General features: G+C 60.5%; 12 protein-coding genes. 3 read left to right on the top strand and 9 right to left on the bottom strand.

Annotated features, from left to right (window positions below; genetic code table 11):
• Positions 1 to 18: 18 nt before the first annotated feature.
• The 3 genes from HKX41_01410 to HKX41_01400 form a co-directional block, all read right to left on the bottom strand.
• A complete protein-coding gene (locus HKX41_01410) occupies positions 19 to 774 on the bottom strand; it encodes a pyridoxine 5'-phosphate synthase (protein ID NNC22817.1) in 756 nt (251 codons plus the stop codon).
• Positions 771 to 1538 carry a DNA repair protein RecO gene (recO, locus tag HKX41_01405; GenBank protein ID NNC22816.1) on the bottom strand — a complete coding sequence of 256 codons (768 nt, stop codon included), beginning with the start codon at positions 1536 to 1538 and terminating at the stop codon, positions 771 to 773. Before recO ends, HKX41_01410 begins: the two co-directional genes overlap by 4 nt.
• Positions 1539 to 1604: 66 nt before the next feature.
• Entirely contained in the window at positions 1605 to 2510 is a 906-nt protein-coding gene (locus HKX41_01400) for a DNA/RNA non-specific endonuclease (protein NNC22815.1), read from the bottom strand.
• Between the two features lie 115 nt (positions 2511 to 2625).
• Between HKX41_01400 and HKX41_01395 the strand changes: the two genes are divergently transcribed.
• The gene (locus HKX41_01395; GenBank protein ID NNC22814.1) at positions 2626 to 3297 is read left to right on the top strand and encodes a Bax inhibitor-1/YccA family protein; all 672 of its coding nucleotides are present in this window, start codon (positions 2626 to 2628) and stop codon (positions 3295 to 3297) included.
• A 37-nt stretch (positions 3298 to 3334) separates the two neighbouring features.
• On the opposite strand, the gene cobA is transcribed toward HKX41_01395, so the two are convergent.
• Together cobA and HKX41_01385 are read right to left on the bottom strand one after the other, a co-directional pair.
• Positions 3335 to 4774, bottom strand: a complete 1440-nt coding sequence (gene cobA / locus HKX41_01390) for a uroporphyrinogen-III C-methyltransferase (protein NNC22813.1) — start codon at positions 4772 to 4774, stop codon at positions 3335 to 3337.
• A gap of 25 nt (positions 4775 to 4799) precedes the next feature.
• The gene (locus HKX41_01385) at positions 4800 to 5615 is read right to left on the bottom strand and encodes a sulfite exporter TauE/SafE family protein (GenBank protein NNC22812.1); all 816 of its coding nucleotides are present in this window, start codon (positions 5613 to 5615) and stop codon (positions 4800 to 4802) included.
• A 404-nt stretch (positions 5616 to 6019) separates the two neighbouring features.
• Between HKX41_01385 and cysB the strand changes: the two genes are divergently transcribed.
• Positions 6020 to 7000: an HTH-type transcriptional regulator CysB gene (cysB, locus tag HKX41_01380; protein NNC22811.1), complete on the top strand. Its 981-nt coding sequence runs from the start codon at positions 6020 to 6022 to the stop codon at positions 6998 to 7000.
• 3 nt (positions 7001 to 7003) lie between these two features.
• Here the strand turns inward: cysB and serS are convergent, their stop codons facing one another.
• A complete protein-coding gene (gene serS, locus HKX41_01375; protein NNC22810.1) occupies positions 7004 to 8293 on the bottom strand; it encodes a serine--tRNA ligase in 1290 nt (429 codons plus the stop codon).
• A 57-nt stretch (positions 8294 to 8350) separates the two neighbouring features.
• On the opposite strand from serS, the gene HKX41_01370 reads away from it, so the two are divergent.
• Positions 8351 to 11902 carry a response regulator gene (locus HKX41_01370; protein NNC22809.1) on the top strand — a complete coding sequence of 1184 codons (3552 nt, stop codon included), beginning with the start codon at positions 8351 to 8353 and terminating at the stop codon, positions 11900 to 11902.
• 40 nt (positions 11903 to 11942) lie between these two features.
• On the opposite strand, the gene HKX41_01365 is transcribed toward HKX41_01370, so the two are convergent.
• The 3 genes from HKX41_01365 to HKX41_01355 form a co-directional block, all read right to left on the bottom strand.
• On the bottom strand, positions 11943 to 12590 hold the full coding sequence (locus tag HKX41_01365; GenBank protein NNC22808.1) for a response regulator transcription factor: 648 nt from the start codon (positions 12588 to 12590) through the stop codon (positions 11943 to 11945).
• Positions 12591 to 12857: 267 nt separating this feature from the next.
• Positions 12858 to 13568, bottom strand: coding sequence for an outer membrane lipoprotein chaperone LolA (lolA, locus tag HKX41_01360; GenBank protein NNC22807.1), 711 nt, complete (start codon positions 13566 to 13568; stop codon positions 12858 to 12860).
• Between the two features lie 64 nt (positions 13569 to 13632).
• Positions 13633 to 16260, bottom strand: a complete 2628-nt coding sequence (locus HKX41_01355; GenBank protein NNC22806.1) for a cell division protein FtsK — start codon at positions 16258 to 16260, stop codon at positions 13633 to 13635.
• Positions 16261 to 16399: the final 139 nt, after the last annotated feature.

Raw genomic sequence — 16399 nt, 5'->3', positions numbered from 1 at the left:
AATGATTTGACTGTTGGCTCAATCGCAATCGGTCGCGTCGATTGCTTCACGCATAGCGCGAACGGCATCCGCCATTCCCAACTCAATCGCATCGGCGACGATCGCGTGACCAATATTGAGCTCGACAATCGATGGAATGGCGGCTATCGGCCCAACGTTGGTCTGATTCAATCCGTGGCCGCCGTGGACTTCCAGTCCAAGATCCGCACCGCGCGCTGCCGCATCGGCGATGCGCGAACATTCGCGTTCGCGTGCGGCACCAGCCGGCGCGTCGGCGTAGGCACCGGTATGGAGCTCGATCGCCGGCACACCGGTGCGCGCAGCCGCCATCACCTGATCGACATCGGGATCGATGAAGAGCGCAACATGGATACCCGCCTCGGTTAGGCGTTTTACCGCAGCGGCCACTGCCTCAGGTTGGCCGGCCACATCGAGGCCGCCTTCGGTGGTCAACTCCTCGCGTTTTTCCGGCACAAGGCACGCGTCACGCGGCTTCAAGCGAGTCGCGATCGCCAGCATCGAAGGCGTCGCCGCCAATTCCAGATTCACAGGCACGTCGTCGGCCGCAATCAAGGCTTCGACATCGGCATCTTGAATATGTCGACGATCCTCGCGTAAATGAACCGTGATGCTGGCCGCGCCAGCCGCCATCGTGGTAAGCGCGGCGCGCTGGACACTCGGATAATCGGTCCGCCGGGCTTGGCGAAGCGTCGCGACATGGTCTACGTTCACGCCGAGCCGTACAGTATCGAGTGGCTTGGTCTCTGCGCTCATGTTCTGGGCTCCTCAGATGATCGGTGTGCGGCGTCGGCGGTCTCGACAGCGTCCGACCGCCGGCCGAGCCGCTGCATCGCATGCGCTGTGGCGACAGATTTAAGGGGCCGATCGCCTAAATGCGGTGCAAGCGCGCGTCGCATCAAATCACGAGCGGTGCGTACGTCCGCACCCAATTCAAAGCGCCCGCTGCGCAAACCAATCAAAACGCGTCCGTCCACAGCGTCGACCGTTTCGTTATCGGCTGTCTCGAATCCGACATCAGCCACTAGATTATAGGCTTGTCCGGCCACCACGGCTTGCCCGGTGTCCGCGGCATGCCACAAATCCAACCCATAGCCCAATTCGGCCAGTAAGTCACGTTCGAAAAAACGCAAAGCCACCACCGCCGGCGCGCCCTGCTCCAGGATTTCGAGCAGCGTCGCGAAACTGTCAAACAGAGCCGGGTGCGGATCGCCGCGCGCGCACAGACGCAGCGTTAGCTCCGCGGCATAAAGGCCGGCCAATAGTCGGTTATCGCCCAGGCGTCGTGGCGCGCCGGGCTGGACATCCGCAAGGGTCGGCATGTCACCGCGACCGCGCCAGGATAACGAGACACGCGCCAGCGGTTCGAGCGTACCCGACCAACGGCTTTTCGGCCGCCTCGCCCCTTTGGCCACGAGCGCGAAACGCCCATGTTCGCGCGCCAGCACATCGACGATCAAGCTGGTTTCACGCCAGGCACGGCGGTGGAGAACCACACAATCAGCTAGATCAACGTGCATACCACGCCCCGTTTATACGGCGACCAGACCGATCACGATACCGCCCCGCGGTGTAAATTAACCCGCTCACCGGTCGTCACAACGATCGAAGTTCAGATGAATGCCGCCGCGACCCTGCCACTTGGAACGATAGCGCGCGGGCTGGCAAGCGTGGCGTGCAAACCCGAATGTCGAAGCCGGTGCACGATCGATTTCCAGACGTTGCTGCGTCTTGTGGTCCAACTTCGGGAAAAACTCGAGTCCGGTCGCCGACTCGATGCGGTCGATCGAGACTCGAAAACGCGACAATCTTTCGTCGCCGCGCACGCTTTGCGGCACGATAAATGCCAGTGTCCGCCACTGGCCGCTACTACCACGGGCCAGCCAAATTCGATAGAACGCGTTCGGCAAACCACCATTGTCGGCCGGCACTGGGCCAGTTACGACCCAAAGCGCATCGAGCTGCGGCGCAAGATCGTCGATCTCGATTTCCTCGAGGCGCTGCCAAACGAGCTGGTTAAGCCGGCTGCGCTGGACTACGACATTGCTGTAATAAAAGCTGGCACGCTGGGCCTGACGACCGTAGAGCTGGCGCATGGCGTAGTTGGGCGCCATGTGCCCACGATCGAAACCACGTTTGTCGTAGTGCGTACGCTGGCGCTTCGACGCCAGTCTCGAATCGGGCTTAAAATCCGGTCGCTGCATCGGCTGGCTGTGCCCCACCGGCCGCAACTGGAACGCAACCCAGGCTGCCCGCCGCCGTTTCAAATCATAGCCGACTACAAAGCCTGGGTTATCCAAAACTCTTATATCACGCGCGTGCGCCGTGGGCTGACCAACCGCTGCCGGCAGAGCCTGGTTGCCGGGCGACGACTGGGCACATGCCAGCAACAGGGCGGCGATCCCGATTAACGCGCCCGGACCATACACCATGCGCCTTGCCATCAACCCGCCTACGCATCGCCACGCATTCGCCAAGCTGAACACACTCATAGACGCCGTCACCTCTTGACAAGAACCGGATCTACGTTAAAGCGGCACTTGCAAACTACGCTCATTGCCCTACATAATCGAACCGATTTCACGGCAACTCCCGGAACGCAAAACCATGGCAACGAATCCGAACATATCGGCGACCAACGCCCAGACCGCGCTGGCCGTTAACAGTGTTCTTCGCAACACTTATCTGTTGCTTTCGATGACGCTGCTCTTCTCGGCAGCCATGGCGGCTACCGCGATGGCACTGCAGCTACCCTATCCCGGGCTAATCATAACGCTGGTCGGCTATTTTGGCTTGCTATTCGCCACGGAAAAGACCGCCGATAGCGGCTGGGGACTCTTGTTCGTCTTTCTGCTGACCGGTTTTATGGGCTACACGCTCGGGCCGATCATCAACGCATATCTCCATATGTTTTCTAACGGCGGGCAAATCGTGATGCTCGCCCTCGGCGGTACCGGCGCGATTTTCGTCGGCATGTCAGCCTATGCACTGGCCTCTGGCCGGCGTTTCAACCAGTGGACCGCCACCCTGATGGTCGGGATTCTGGTGGCCTTTGTGATGAGCCTGATCGCCGTCATCTTCCAGATTCCAGCCCTCGAAATGGCGGTCTCTTTCCTATTCGTACTCCTGATGTCCGGCCTCATCGTCTGGCAGACGGGCGAAATCGTGCATGGCGGCGAGGACAACTATATCCGCGCCACCGTCATGCTTTTTGTCGCCGCATTGAATCTCTTCCAGAGCCTGCTGATGCTACTCGGCCTCGGTATGGGCGATAATTAAAGCTGGCCGACGCCTCTAAGGATAGCCGGCCGACGGGTTAGTCGGCCGGCGGTTCCCGGCTCGGTTCGAACCAGCCGTGTGTAGCGCGCAAGCGCACGACCTCGCCTACAATCGCCAAACCGGCGCCATCGCCGTCGAGCTCGGGCTGCTCGCCCGGATCGACCCACTCGCCGAGGGTCGCACTCGCCACTATCTGCTGTTTGGTCGTCGCGTCGATGATCAAAGCGATCGGCCAATCGGCCGGTAGCCCATAGTCGAGCAGTGAGCGACAGATCGTCGCGAGATTGCGTCTGGCCATGAAAAAGACGACTGTCTGCCCGCGTTGGGCCAGTGTTGCCCACGACAGCGCTAGCGAGCTAGCCTGGCGATGGCCGGTGGTAAAAATAACCGACTGCGCATGGTCGCGATGGGTCAGCGGAATCCCCGCATATGCTGCGCTACCACCCGCCGCCGTAATCCCGGGCACCACCTCAAAGCCGACACCGGCTGCCGCCAGATCGGCGATCTCTTCGCCACCGCGCCCAAAAACGAACGGATCCCCGCCTTTCAGGCGCACCACGCGTTCGCCAGCCGATGCATGCTCCACCATCAGTGCATTCAGCTCGCCCTGCGCAATGGTGTGGTGTTCCGCTCGCTTGCCGACGTGGCGAAATTCGGCGTCCGGGGCGGCCAGGGACACAATCGCCGTCGGCACGAGGCTATCGTAGAACACTACGTCAGCGCGCTGCATGGCCCGCAGCGCACGAAACGTCAGAAGATCCGGGTTACCCGGACCACAGCCAACCAGAAACACGGCCCCGGTGCCGGTCACTTCGCCGTGTTTTTCCGCGTCTTCGATTCGCTTGGCGAGCACTTGCTGTGCGGTATTCAGCCGGCCCGCAAAAACGTGCTCGGCGATTTCGCCCTCGAAAACGTCGGTCCAGAATTGCGTGCGCAAACGCGTTGGCACACTTTGCGCAACGCGCTGTCGAACCGTGCCGGCTAACGCAGCCAACTCACCGTAGGCACGCGGAATGAACGCATCTAGCCGAGCGCGTAGACGCCGCGATAGCGTCGGCGCCCGCCCGTCGCTGGCAACGGCAACCTGGATGGGATCACGGTCGACGACCGCCGGCAATACCGCGTCCCCGATCGGCGCATCGGCGCCTGCATTGTCATCCGTGGTCGCCACGAAAGAGCCATGGGCGCGAGCGGCCGTGGCCACGCGCCGATTAACCGCCGGATCGTTGGTCGCCACGATGGTTAGCCGAAACCCAGCAACATCCTCGTCTTGAAAGGCGCGATCCCACCATCTAAGCACTGACGCATCAGCGAGATCCGCCAGCGCCGGCGTCAATCGCGGTGCCACCACGCTGATCGCCGCGCCGGCGCGGCGTAGCCGCCTGATACGGCGTGCGGCGACTCGGCCACCGCCAACAACGAGCACCGGTTCACCGACAAGCCGTACAAATATCGGGAAACTGGCCGTTTCGGTCATCGCTTACTGCCGCAATAAGCTGGCGCTAGGCAACCAATCCGAATGCCGAAAGCGTGTGCCAGAGCATGCCGCCGCCCGCGGCGAGCAGGAGGATGGCTACGAGCCCACGCAGAAGCTGATCGCGGACACGTAGCGCGAGCTGTGTACCAATATAAATACCGGGCAAGGAGCCGATCAAGAGAAAACCGAGCGTTGCCAGCTCCGCACTGCCGAGTTCGACGTGGCCAAGCCCGGCGACAAGTGTCAGCGGTACAGCGTGGCTGATGTCAGTGCCAACCACCCGGAACATCGACAGGCGTGGATAAAGCAATAACAGCAGTGTCGTGCCAAGCACACCGGCACCCACGGATGAAAGCGTGACCAGCGCCCCCAGCGCGAGACCGGCCACGACCGTGATAACCGCCCGTGCCGGACCGTCGATAGGTGCCGTAGCGACAGCTTCCGCACCAATCGAACGATTGCCCATCAGGCGTGTGCGCAACAACGAAACCACGGCCGTGGCAAATATGGCGATACACAGCGTGATCGTCATCAAGTGCTCAACCCACGGCGTGATGCCATTGGTATGCAGCCAGGCGATCATGCCGAGTGACGCCGGCACACTGCCCATCGCCATAAGCCCGACGGTGGGCCAATGGACACTACGCGCCCGGCCGTGGAGAAACGCACCGAAACTCTTGGTACAGGCTGCATACAGAAGGTCGGTCCCAATCGCAGTCGACGGCGGTAAACCAAAACCCATAATCAAAAGCGGCGTCATCAGCGAGCCACCGCCCACGCCAGTCATGCCAATGGCGATACCGACGCCGAGCCCGGCGAGCACAAATTCGATAATGCCCATCAGTACGATTCCATCCAAGTGGACAGGGCCATAGCCTCATGCACAACAACCTTGTTCAAGGCCGGGCGTTGTACTACCGGCTGGATACCCGAAATGATTGTCGAGCCGAGTCCAGAACGAGCGAATGACACCACTACGCGGGCCACCAAACGCGCGGCGCGCGCGCTCGCACCACAACATATTGCTGATTGTCGATCTGACACGACCGGGCCTAGCAGCTCACTCACAGAATTAATTGACGATACAACACGGCCAACAACGCGGGCGTACGGCGACGTTCGGGGTAGCTGGCGTGTATGTCGCTTTATTTGGAACACGGCGAGCAAGGCTATCAGGTCGCATTTAATGCCAGAAGTGATATATATTCATGCTGTCAGATTTTTGAGGCATAAAAGCGCGACACAATGAAGCTCCGACAATTGCTCTATATTCATACTGTCGCCGAGCAGGACCTGAATATCACGGCAGCGGCCAACAAGCTCCACACGTCACAGCCGGGCGTGTCCAAACAGATTCGGCTGCTGGAAGCCGAGCTCGGGGTGCAGATATTCGAACGTAACGGCAAACACCTCGGACGCATTACCCCTGCCGGCTCGCGCATTCTCGACATCGGACGCCGCATCTTAACCGAAGTCGATAACCTCGGCCGGACCGCCAATGAGTTCACCGACGCCGACGCCGGCAATCTCACTATCGCCACGACGCACACCCAGGCGCGCTACGCGCTGCCGCCAACGATCGCTGCGTTCCGGCGGGCCTATCCACGAGTCGCGCTCCATCTTGATCAGGGCGCACCCCCCCAGATCGCGTCCTGGGCAGCGTCCGGCCAGGCCGATTTTGCGATCGCCACCGAAGCATTGGAAAACTTCGATGACCTGATTTTGCTGCCTTGCTATACCTGGAACCGCGCTGTATTGGTGCGCCAAGACCATCCATTGGCCACAGTCGAGACGCTGTCACTGGCCGACATCGCCGCCTATCCCATCATCACCTATACCTTCGGCTTTACCGGCCGGTCGCAACTCGACCGTGCGTTCGAAGGCGCGGGCGAAACGCCGGACGTTGTGCTGACCGCGGTCGACGCCGACGTGATCAAAACCTACGTCCGTCAGGATCTCGGCATCGGTGTCGTGGCCAGCATGGCCTACGAAGCTGAAAACGACACTGATCTAGTGCGCCTGGATGCAAGCCATCTTTTCGCGCCGAGTACGACCTGCATCGCCTTTCGGCATAACCTATTCCTGACTGGCTTCATGCGCTCGTTTATACGAACGTTTGCACCACAGATCGATAACGCAGAGCTGGACCGCGCGCAGGCTAGCTTCCCCGGCCCGCGCTACCAGTCACTGGTCCGCGAGCTAAGCGCTGACCTGCCAATGCGTTGACGTTCAGGCGTCGGCAGCTACCGGCTCGATGTGGGTCGTGCCTCCCATGTAGCCAATCAATGCCTCGGGCACGGCGATACTGCCGTCAGCCTGTTGGTAGTTTTCCAGAATCGCGACCAGTGTCCGGCCAAGCGCAAGTGCCGAACCGTTCAGCGTATGTACGAGCCGCGGCTTGCCCGTCTCCGGATCGCGGTAACGCGCCCCCATGCGCCGTGCCTGAAACGCTTCGCAGTTGCTGCAGGAGGACACTTCGCGATAAGTCTCCTGACTCGGCAACCAGACTTCCAGATCCTCGGTGCGTGCCGCTGAAAAGCCCATATCGCGCGTACACAGCGTCATCACACGATAGGCCAACCCCAGTCGGGCGAGTATGTCTTCGGCATCGGCACGCAGGCAGGCCAGTGCTTCGTTCGATTGCTCGGGCGTTGTCACCCAGACCAGCTCGACTTTCTCGAATTGATGCTGGCGAATCATGCCGCGTACGTCACGCCCCGCTGACCCGGCTTCCGCGCGGAAACACGGTGTGTGTGCAACGTATTTCAGCGGCAAATCCTCCGCGGGCACCACTTGGTCGGCCACGAGATTGGCCACCGGTACTTCGGCGGTCGGGATCAAGTAATAGTTCGACGGCTCACTCAAGCGGAATAGATCATCCTCGAACTTGGGCAACTGGCCGGTTCCGAAAAGCGATGCCGAATTGGCGATAAATGGCACGTTGACTTCGCGATAGCCATTCGCCATATGGATGTCGAGCATGAAATTGCCGAGCGCTCGGTGCAGACGCGCGACCCCACCGGACAGCACCGAGAACCGCGCCCCCGCAATCGTGGCGGCTGCATCGCTATCGAGCCCATCCAGGGCGGCGCCGATGTCGACGTGGTCGCGCGGTTCGAAATCAAACGCAGGCGGTTGTCCGCAGCGATATTGCTCGACATTGTCGGTATCGTCCTGGCCCGTCGGCACATCAGCTTGCGGCAGATTCGGCAGGTCGCGATGGAATTCGTCTGCCTGTTCCCGTATGTTGTCGAGTTCGCGCTTGGCTTCGGCCAGGCGTTCACCGAGGCCATCAACTTCGCGCTTGAGTGGCTCGATATCTTCACCGTTGGCCTTGGCCTGGCCGATTTCTTTCGAACGCCGGTTGCGTTCGGCCTGCAATGATTCAACGTCTTGTTGTAACTCCTTGCGATTTTCTTCCAGGCCGAGATATGCCTCGGCATTGAAAAAATAACCGCGCTCGGCCAGAGCATCGGCAACGCGATCAGTGTCCTCGCGGAGTACGCGCGGATCGAGCATAGTAGTATCCAGGGCTGATTTGACTGGCATTATAGCGACCGGTCTGGCCAACTGCATGTGACGCCAACGAACACCAGCCGATCGTATTCGGGTTTCGCCGAGGGATTGATGACGTTAGCCGCCATAATAGCCGGATTGCTTTTATTGGTGATTGGACTCGCCGCGCCAGCGCTGGGGCGTCTCAGCTTAGGCGCTGGCCATGCGCACCAGCACAAGCATCCAGTCGCTGGCGTTTATTTGATGGCCCTGGCTTCACTTGCAAGTGCGTGGCCAGTATTTGGCGCGATCGGCGCCATTGCGCGCGGTGATGAAGCAATACTGGGTATTTTTGCGGCACCAGTACTCGCCTTGTTGTTGTTGCGGCCAGTCGCGCGCCGACTACAAGTCACGGCCCATCAACAAAGCACACTCTCGCTGCCGGCGCTTATCAGCGCCCGTTACGGCCGTTCACCAGCAGTTGCCATCGTCTCGTCACTAATGGCGGCCGCTAGCCTCGGTGTGCTGCTCATCGCCGAGTTCCAGACCGTCACCAAGGCAGCCGGGGTGGCTTTCGGACTGCCGACTAGTCCATTTATCGCCGGCGCATTGCCGGCCGTGATCGCCGCCGGTGCCCTGCTCGCCCGGCCCGGCCGCTTCGCGGATGGCGACGGCTTGGCCACAGGGCTCATCCTTCTCGTTCGCGCGACCATGAGCCTCGCACTGGCGGTGTTTGTCGTTTTAGTCACGTTAGCCATCTATCACGCAACGGCCGGCCACGGTTTGTCGATTACACCACTGTGGTCCCTCACCGCGATCGGCGACATATTCGGACCTCCCCCCGTGACGCCACGCTTTTTAACCATCGTGGTCATAGCGACGCTCGCGGTCTACGTATTGCCTAGCCGTTTTTCGTTGACCGGTAAACGACCCGCCTCTGGCCGTCGTCACCGAACTGCCAGCATCGCACTGCCTATATTGATGGTCGTCCTCGTCGGCGGCGTCATCTTGATTTGCGGCGCAGGTTTAGCCCTCATCAGTGCCAACAACCAGATCGACGACCATCTGGCATTAGCACTACCCGCGTTACTGGGTCCCAGCTGGCTGGGCGGTTTCATTCTCGCGGCCGTTACCGCGCTGGCAACCGCCACTGCTTGCCTGGCCGCAGCGAGCGTGGCCAGTAGCCTGGTCGATGAGGGGCTATCTCCCTGGCGCGCCCGGCACCATCCGTCGCCGAGCCTGCTAAGCGGCGTGGAGAAGCTAGTCGCGATCCTGTATCTCAGCGCCATATGTGTGGGCGTCGCCGCCAATCCAACAAGTAACCTTGTCGATCTAGGCATGGTCGGCCTGACCGGCCTCGCTTTGCTCGCGTTACCACTGCTCGGCGGTCTCTATATAAAATCGATCAAACACCAGGGGGTGATCGCCGGGCTGGCTGCCGGTGCAGCGGCCTGGTTCTACACGCTCTTTATCCCCGTGTTTTTCCATGCTGGCCGGCTCGGCACCGGTACGTCCAGCGCCCAGTTTATCGGCTGGAGTGGCACGGCCGGAATATTCAGCCTGCCATTATCCGATCCACTGACGGCGGGGATCATATGGACACTTATCACCGAGATCGGGGTCATGGCAGCCGTATCAGTCAACACGCGCGCCAATCTGATCGAGCGTGCCCAGGCCGATGCATTCATCGACCCAGGTCGCGGCCGCCGCCGTGACCGACAGCCACCCAAAGCGCGTGCCCCGAATATCCGCATCGGCGAACTGGACACACTCCTACGCCGTTTTCTAGGCGATCAGGTCGCACGCGAGACCATCCGCGAGTACACCGGCGAACGTGATTTCGGCGCTGTTGCGCCTCAAATCGCCGATACCGAACTCGTGCGCTTCGCCGAGCATCGGCTGGCTAGTGTCGTCGGTTCGAGTTCCGCGCATTGGCTGTTGCGCTCGGGCTCATCGCGTGCCGATATCAACTTCAACGATGTGGCTCGCGTACTCGATCGCACCGCCGATGCCGTGCAATTCAACCGTGGCGTATTACGCGCGGCGCTGGAAAATAGCGACCAGGGAATCTCCGTTATCGATGGTGACTTGCGGCTTGTGACCTGGAACAGCCGCTACCTGACGCTGTTCAACTATCCTTCCGGCCTGGTCCGAACCGGGCGCCATATCGCCGAGCTAATCCGCTTCAACGCCGAGCGCGGCGAGTGCGGCCCAGGCAATGTCGAAGATTTAGTCCAGCGACGCCTGGCGCATCTACGCCGCGCCCAACCACACCGCTTCGAGCGCCATCGAAGCGATGGCACAGTGCTGTACATGACCGGCAATCCCGTGCCCGGCGGCGGGTTCGTCACCACATTCAACGACATTACGGCGTTCAAGGAAAAACAAGCGGATCTGGCCCGAGCCAATGCTCGTCTCGAGGCGCGCGTTTCCGAACGCACCGCGGCCCTATCGCACTCAAACGATCAACTCCAGCGCGAAAACGCTGAACGCGCCCGCGCCGAACAGGCGGCCGAGACTGAGCGCGCGGCCGCAGAGCGGGCCAACCAAAGTAAAACGCGTTTCCTGGCCGCAGCGAGCCATGATCTGCTCCAGCCGCTAAACGCCGCGCGTTTGTTCGCAGACGCAGCCGGGCGAAGCCGCGGTGCGATCGACCCGGCTTCGATAACGCAAATTCAAAACGCACTCGGCTCGGCTCAAGCACTGCTCGAGCCACTGCTAGACATTTCCAAAATCGACGCCGGTCGCTGGCCCGTCGAACGCGATGTCATATCAGTCGACGATGTACTGCGGCCATTGGCCGACCAATTCCAGGTGATCGCCGACGAACACGGGCTGCGGCTGGATTACCTCACATCTACGGCCGCCATCGACACCGATCCCAAACTGCTTCGGCGGATTGTCCAGAATCTGTTATCGAATGCGGTGCGTTACACCGAATCCGGCCGCATCGTTCTCGGTGTGCGGCGCCGTCCCGAGGCGATTGAAATCCAGGTTCTGGATACCGGCCCGGGCATCAGCCAAGAACAAAAAGCATCAATCTTCGACGAATTCGAGCGCGGTGACTCCACCGACGGCACCGCCGATCGCGGACTTGGGCTGGGTCTGTCGTTGGCCGACCGGCTAGCCAGCTTACTCGACCATCGAGTCACGGTTGAGTCGACACTGGGCCGGGGTACACGCTTTTCGATCCTTATCAAAACCACCAGTGTCCCCACTGCTGACACGCTGACAGCAACGACGTCGACCGAATCCATTGCCGATGTGCATGTCGAACAAGCGCTGGTTGTGGACGACGACAACGCCTCGCGCGACGCCCTCGTGACGATACTGGCTTCCTGGGGGATCGAAGCGCTCGTCGCTGACCCCGATGATACCGTCGATATCGTCGCCGACGGTGTCGTCGACGCGTTGATCGTTGACTACGACCTCGGCGCTGACGCGCCTACTGGACTGGAAATACTGGCCAATTGCCCCACGGGGGAACCAGCGTGCCGCGTGTTGGCTAGTGCGAACCGCGATCCAATGCTGGCCGAGCGCGCTGAAGCGCTTGGCGCTCGCGTTATTTACAAACCGATCGACGCCGACACCCTCGCGGCTATGCTCGGCATTAAGCTATCAACAGGTGCCTGATAAACGACACCGTGTCGTCGACAAGCGAGTCGACGCGATATCAGTCCCAGCGCTGATTCTGCATGGCTATCACGGCCTGGGTACGCGTCGAGACAGCGAGCTTACGTAGTATCGCCGTGATATGCGCTTTGACGGTTGCCTCGGAGATCGCCAGATCGATCGCGATCTGCTTGTTCAGCATGCCCTCAGTCAGCATTTCCAACACGCGCTGCTGCTGTGCGGTCAATGTGGCCAGCTTGTCGGAGAAGCTATCGCGCGCAGCGCGATCGGCGCGTACATCGGCCGGCACCCATTCGCCGCCGGCAAGTACCGCTGTGATGGCATCGGCCAGCGTTTCCGATGCGGACGACTTCGGGATGAAACCCGATGCGCCATGATCCAGCGCCGTACTGACCACGTCCGGGTCTTCGTAGGCCGAAATCACGATTATCGGCAACGTGGGCGCGGCAGTCCGGGCGTGGACCAATGCGGCGTAACCTTTCGCGCCCGGCATATTCAGGTCTAGTAATAGCAGGTCGACGTCGTCAGCATGCGTAAGCCGATTCGATAACTGCTCGAAATCACCCACGGTGTCGAGTGTTGCATCGGGTAACGAATCGCTTATCGCCTGCCCCAGCGCTGTCCGAAACAGCGGATGGTCATCGGCGATCAGGATGGTGCGCGTATCGGACGCAGATTGAGAAGCCATGTTGGCATCACCAATCGATGTTAATGCGAAGTAGCATAGTTGTACTAGACGATAGTCGTAAAGGCGTAGGTGGTATTGCGCAACATACGCGCTAACCGACAGATATACAACGCACCGTGTTGGTCATACAAAAATCCCAAGCCCCCGAAGCACTGACCGCTCGGTGTGTGTTGCCTGGGCGCGCCGACCAGCCTGCCGAAACGGCGCACCGCTGGCAACCAGCACGAACCGCAGCAGGCTTGCATACCACGCTGGCTAAAGCCGTTGTCATGGCGTTGCAGATGGTTGCTTGCCACTGCCGGCGGTTGGCACGCCACTGTTTTTCTCACGCGCGTCCACCACGGCAACATCACTGGGCACATCCAGTTTGAAATGCTTCTTGGCTATGTCTGGATTGAGCTCGATATCGCTAAACTTGATGCGAGTTGTCTGGCCAAGTTTGTCATGCAAGCGCAGCACTTCTGGCCGGTTGTTTTTCAGCCCGAGTTCAATCTTGTCGAACTGCGCGTTGTTCGAGCGTGGTGTCAGAGCAAGCCATTCGACCCCATTCTTGTTGGGCACATCTTCGATTTTGAACGCTTTTTTCAAGCCCGTGCCGCCCGAAAGCAAGCGTGCCGGGGTGGCTTTCAGGCTGGCGCCGATCGAGCGGATCGTGACCTGTTTCAGACCGACATCGTAGAACTTGAACACCTTGCCGTTGCTTAGGATGATCTGGTGATACGGCTTTTTATAGACCCAACGGAATCGTTTCGGCCGAGCGAGATAGAACGTGCCGTCAACGGTCTGCATAACCGAGCCGTTACTATCGCGCTGAACCTGATGGAAATGCGCTTTGAGCGTCTGAACTTGCCGATAGAAGTTCGCCAGCGCGGCTTCGCCACCACCGCTGCCGTCGGCAACCGCGTTTAACGGCAAGCCGATGGCGAGTGCGGATAGCACCAGCAGTGTGCGCATATGGATTACTCGAAATAACGTCATAGAAGGCAGACCCTAGCAGGAAGCGTTGAATGTGTCGGACATGCGCCGTACACGGCGCACGGCACTAATCAGCGTCCGGTGGCGGCGACGCGAGCACCTCGCGCGTTCCACCGTCACTTGGTCCGACGACACCACTGGCCTCCATTTGTTCGACCAGCCGAGCCGAGCGGTTGTAACCCACCCGTAGCCGACGCTGGACGTAGGAAATAGAGGCTTTGCGCGAGCGCGTCACCACGTCGACCGCCTGATCATAAAGTGGGTCGGACTCGGCATCCTCGCCACCCGCTTCAGTATCTTCGTCTAGCCCAGCAACGCTATTGCCGTCGAGTATCTCATCAACATAATCGGGATCACCGGTCTGTTTCAGATACTCCACGACGCGGTGGACTTCGTGATCGTCCACGAACGCACCATGGACACGATCGGAAAATCCAGAGCCGGGCGGCAAATAGAGCATATCGCCGTGGCCTAACAGGGATTCGGCGCCCTGTTGATCGAGAATTGTCCGCGAGTCGATTTTGGATGCCACCTGGAATCCGATGCGCGTCGGAATATTGGCTTTGATCAAGCCTGTAATCACATCCACCGACGGACGCTGTGTCGCCAAAATCATGTGCAGCCCGGCCGCACGCGCCTTCTGCGCCAAGCGGGCAATCAACTCTTCGACCTTCTTGCCGACTACCATCATCATGTCGGCAAGTTCATCGACCACCACCACGATCGAGGGCATCGGCTCGAGGGTGGGCACGGTCTCACCGGCCGCCGCCTCGGCGTCGGGTTGCCCCTGTTTCAGGAGCGGATCCTCGATCGGCTTGCCAGCCGCATTGGCCTTGCGCACCTTGGCGTTGAAGCCCGCGATATTACGCACGCCCAAAGCAGCCATCAGCTTGTAGCGACGCTCCATCTCACCCACACACCAACGCAGCGCATTGGCCGCGTCTTTCATGTCGGTAACCACAGGAGCCAGCAGGTGCGGAATCTTTTCGTAGACCGATAACTCCAACATTTTGGGATCGATCAGGATCATGCGGACCTGCTCCGGACCGGCTTTGTGCAGAATCGACAAAATCATGGCGTTAACCGCCACCGACTTACCCGAACCGGTCGTACCGGCGGCCAGCAGATGCGGCATTTTCGACAGATCCGCAGTGACCGCGTTGCCGGCAATGTCCTTACCCAGCGCAAGGGTGAGCGCTGATTCAGCGTCGATATAGGTTTGCGAATCCAGCAACGCGCGCAGCGCAACCGTCTCGCGGTTCGGATTCGGGATTTCCAGCCCAATAACGCTGCGACCGGGGATGACTTCGACCACACGCACACTACGCACTGACATGGCTCGGGCCAGGTCTTTGGCCAGGTTCGAAACCTGGCTGACCTTCACGCCTGCTGCTGGCTGCAGCTCGAAGCGCGTAACCACCGGCCCCGGTTGCACGGCCGTAACCGTGGCCTTGACTCGAAAATCGGCCAGATGCTGCTCCAAAGCGTGTGCGTACTGCTGCAGCGTCTCGTCATCCTGACCTTCAGCCGGCGGCGGCGGTGCGTCCAGCAACGTCGTCGGCGGTAGCGGGCTGTCGACACCCGCCTCGAAACGCGGCATTTCGACGTCCGAATCATCCTCAATCGAAAGGTCAAGCTGGTCATCAACAGCCGGCGGCGGTGTCGGACGCGATGGCGCGCTAGTTTCGGCGCGCTGCGCTTGGCCGGATGCTGACGCGCTTTTCTCCGATGTGGCCGCATGTGACGACGCAGTATCCGCCGGCGTGGCGGGCTCAGGGGGGATGTCAGGCTCGGGCGCTATGTACGGCGTCGACTCGGGCACAGGCACCACACCCTGCTCGTCCGCAAGCTTTTCAGACTTGGCGTACGGCGGCGTCGTGTCCGCCGCGTTATCGAACACCGGCGCCGACTGGGTGCCCCGCTTGGCCTCGGCATCTTTACGTTTGGCCCGTTTCTTATCGGCATGGGCGGCACGGAGCGCGCGACCGCGCTCGAGCAAAAGGCCGCCCACGTGCCGCGCGTGCGGGCCGATAAAACGTGCTGCGCGCAGCGCAACGTCAGTCACCACGCCGCCGATGGCTTCGGTCGCCGCCAACCAGGAAATATTGAACCCAATCGACAACGCGATCACGCAAGCTGTTGCTAGCAGCCAGCTCGCGCCAACCCACTTGAAAATTCCGACCAACGGCTGAGCAATAGCAAGACCGGCCAGGCCGCCGCTGGAATATGGCAACCATAGCGCCCCCGAGCCGATGCACAACCAAACCAGCCCGCACAGCGCTAATACCGCAAGAGCCAACGCGGTCGGCCGTACTGTCGCAGTCACGATATCGGTTTCGTTGAAACCGCCACGTACACCGATAACCCAGCCACCGTAGAACACCACCAGTGGCACCACGAAGCCGATATAGCCGAATAAACGCAGCAGCACGTCGGCGAACCACGCGCCAGGCGCACCCGCCAGGTTGGCTACGCCTGAGCCGTCGCCGGCCCGGGCCCAGCCGGGATCCGTTGGGCTATAGGTGATAAGCGCAGCCAGTAAGAACACGCTGCAGGCGGCGGCTAAAAAGAAGATCGCTTCGCGCGCAAGCGCGGCTAATCTTTGGCGCGACTGGCTAACAACATTTTTCGATGATTGGGCGCGCGGGCCGACACTCGGCTTCCCGCTCGCCGTACGTTCAGCGGCTCGCGCCATCAGTGCTGCACTCCGAACAGTCCACGTTCGCTGCGAATCAAAAGGTTTTCCGGCAATATAGGCATTTTCCTCAGTATAACGTAGGGCTGCTGACAGACTCTCGCCGATCGTCTGCGGTGGCTTGAAAAACGGACTCGCG

The organism is Salifodinibacter halophilus (genome assembly GCA_012999515.1).
GTDB classification, from domain to species: Bacteria; Pseudomonadota; Gammaproteobacteria; order Nevskiales; family Salinisphaeraceae; genus Salifodinibacter; species Salifodinibacter halophilus.
Note: the sequence above shows the minus strand (reverse complement) of the source record. Positions and strands in the feature narration are given on the sequence as shown.

What these genes read in the sequence shown, in the direction of transcription:
- HKX41_01410 (NNC22817.1), bottom strand. Translation starts at nt 774, where the DNA reads ATGAGCGCAGAGACCAAGCCACTCGATACTGTACGGCTCGGCGTGAAC.
- recO (NNC22816.1), bottom strand. Translation starts at nt 1,538, where the DNA reads ATGCACGTTGATCTAGCTGATTGTGTGGTTCTCCACCGCCGTGCCTGG.
- HKX41_01400 (NNC22815.1), bottom strand. Translation starts at nt 2,510, where the DNA reads ATGAGTGTGTTCAGCTTGGCGAATGCGTGGCGATGCGTAGGCGGGTTG.
- HKX41_01395 (NNC22814.1), top strand. Translation starts at nt 2,626, where the DNA reads ATGGCAACGAATCCGAACATATCGGCGACCAACGCCCAGACCGCGCTG.
- cobA (NNC22813.1), bottom strand. Translation starts at nt 4,774, where the DNA reads ATGACCGAAACGGCCAGTTTCCCGATATTTGTACGGCTTGTCGGTGAA.
- HKX41_01385 (NNC22812.1), bottom strand. Translation starts at nt 5,615, where the DNA reads ATGGGCATTATCGAATTTGTGCTCGCCGGGCTCGGCGTCGGTATCGCC.
- cysB (NNC22811.1), top strand. Translation starts at nt 6,020, where the DNA reads ATGAAGCTCCGACAATTGCTCTATATTCATACTGTCGCCGAGCAGGAC.
- serS (NNC22810.1), bottom strand. Translation starts at nt 8,293, where the DNA reads ATGCTCGATCCGCGCGTACTCCGCGAGGACACTGATCGCGTTGCCGAT.
- HKX41_01365 (NNC22808.1), bottom strand. Translation starts at nt 12,590, where the DNA reads ATGGCTTCTCAATCTGCGTCCGATACGCGCACCATCCTGATCGCCGAT.
- lolA (NNC22807.1), bottom strand. Translation starts at nt 13,568, where the DNA reads ATGACGTTATTTCGAGTAATCCATATGCGCACACTGCTGGTGCTATCC.
- HKX41_01355 (NNC22806.1), bottom strand. Translation starts at nt 16,260, where the DNA reads ATGGCGCGAGCCGCTGAACGTACGGCGAGCGGGAAGCCGAGTGTCGGC.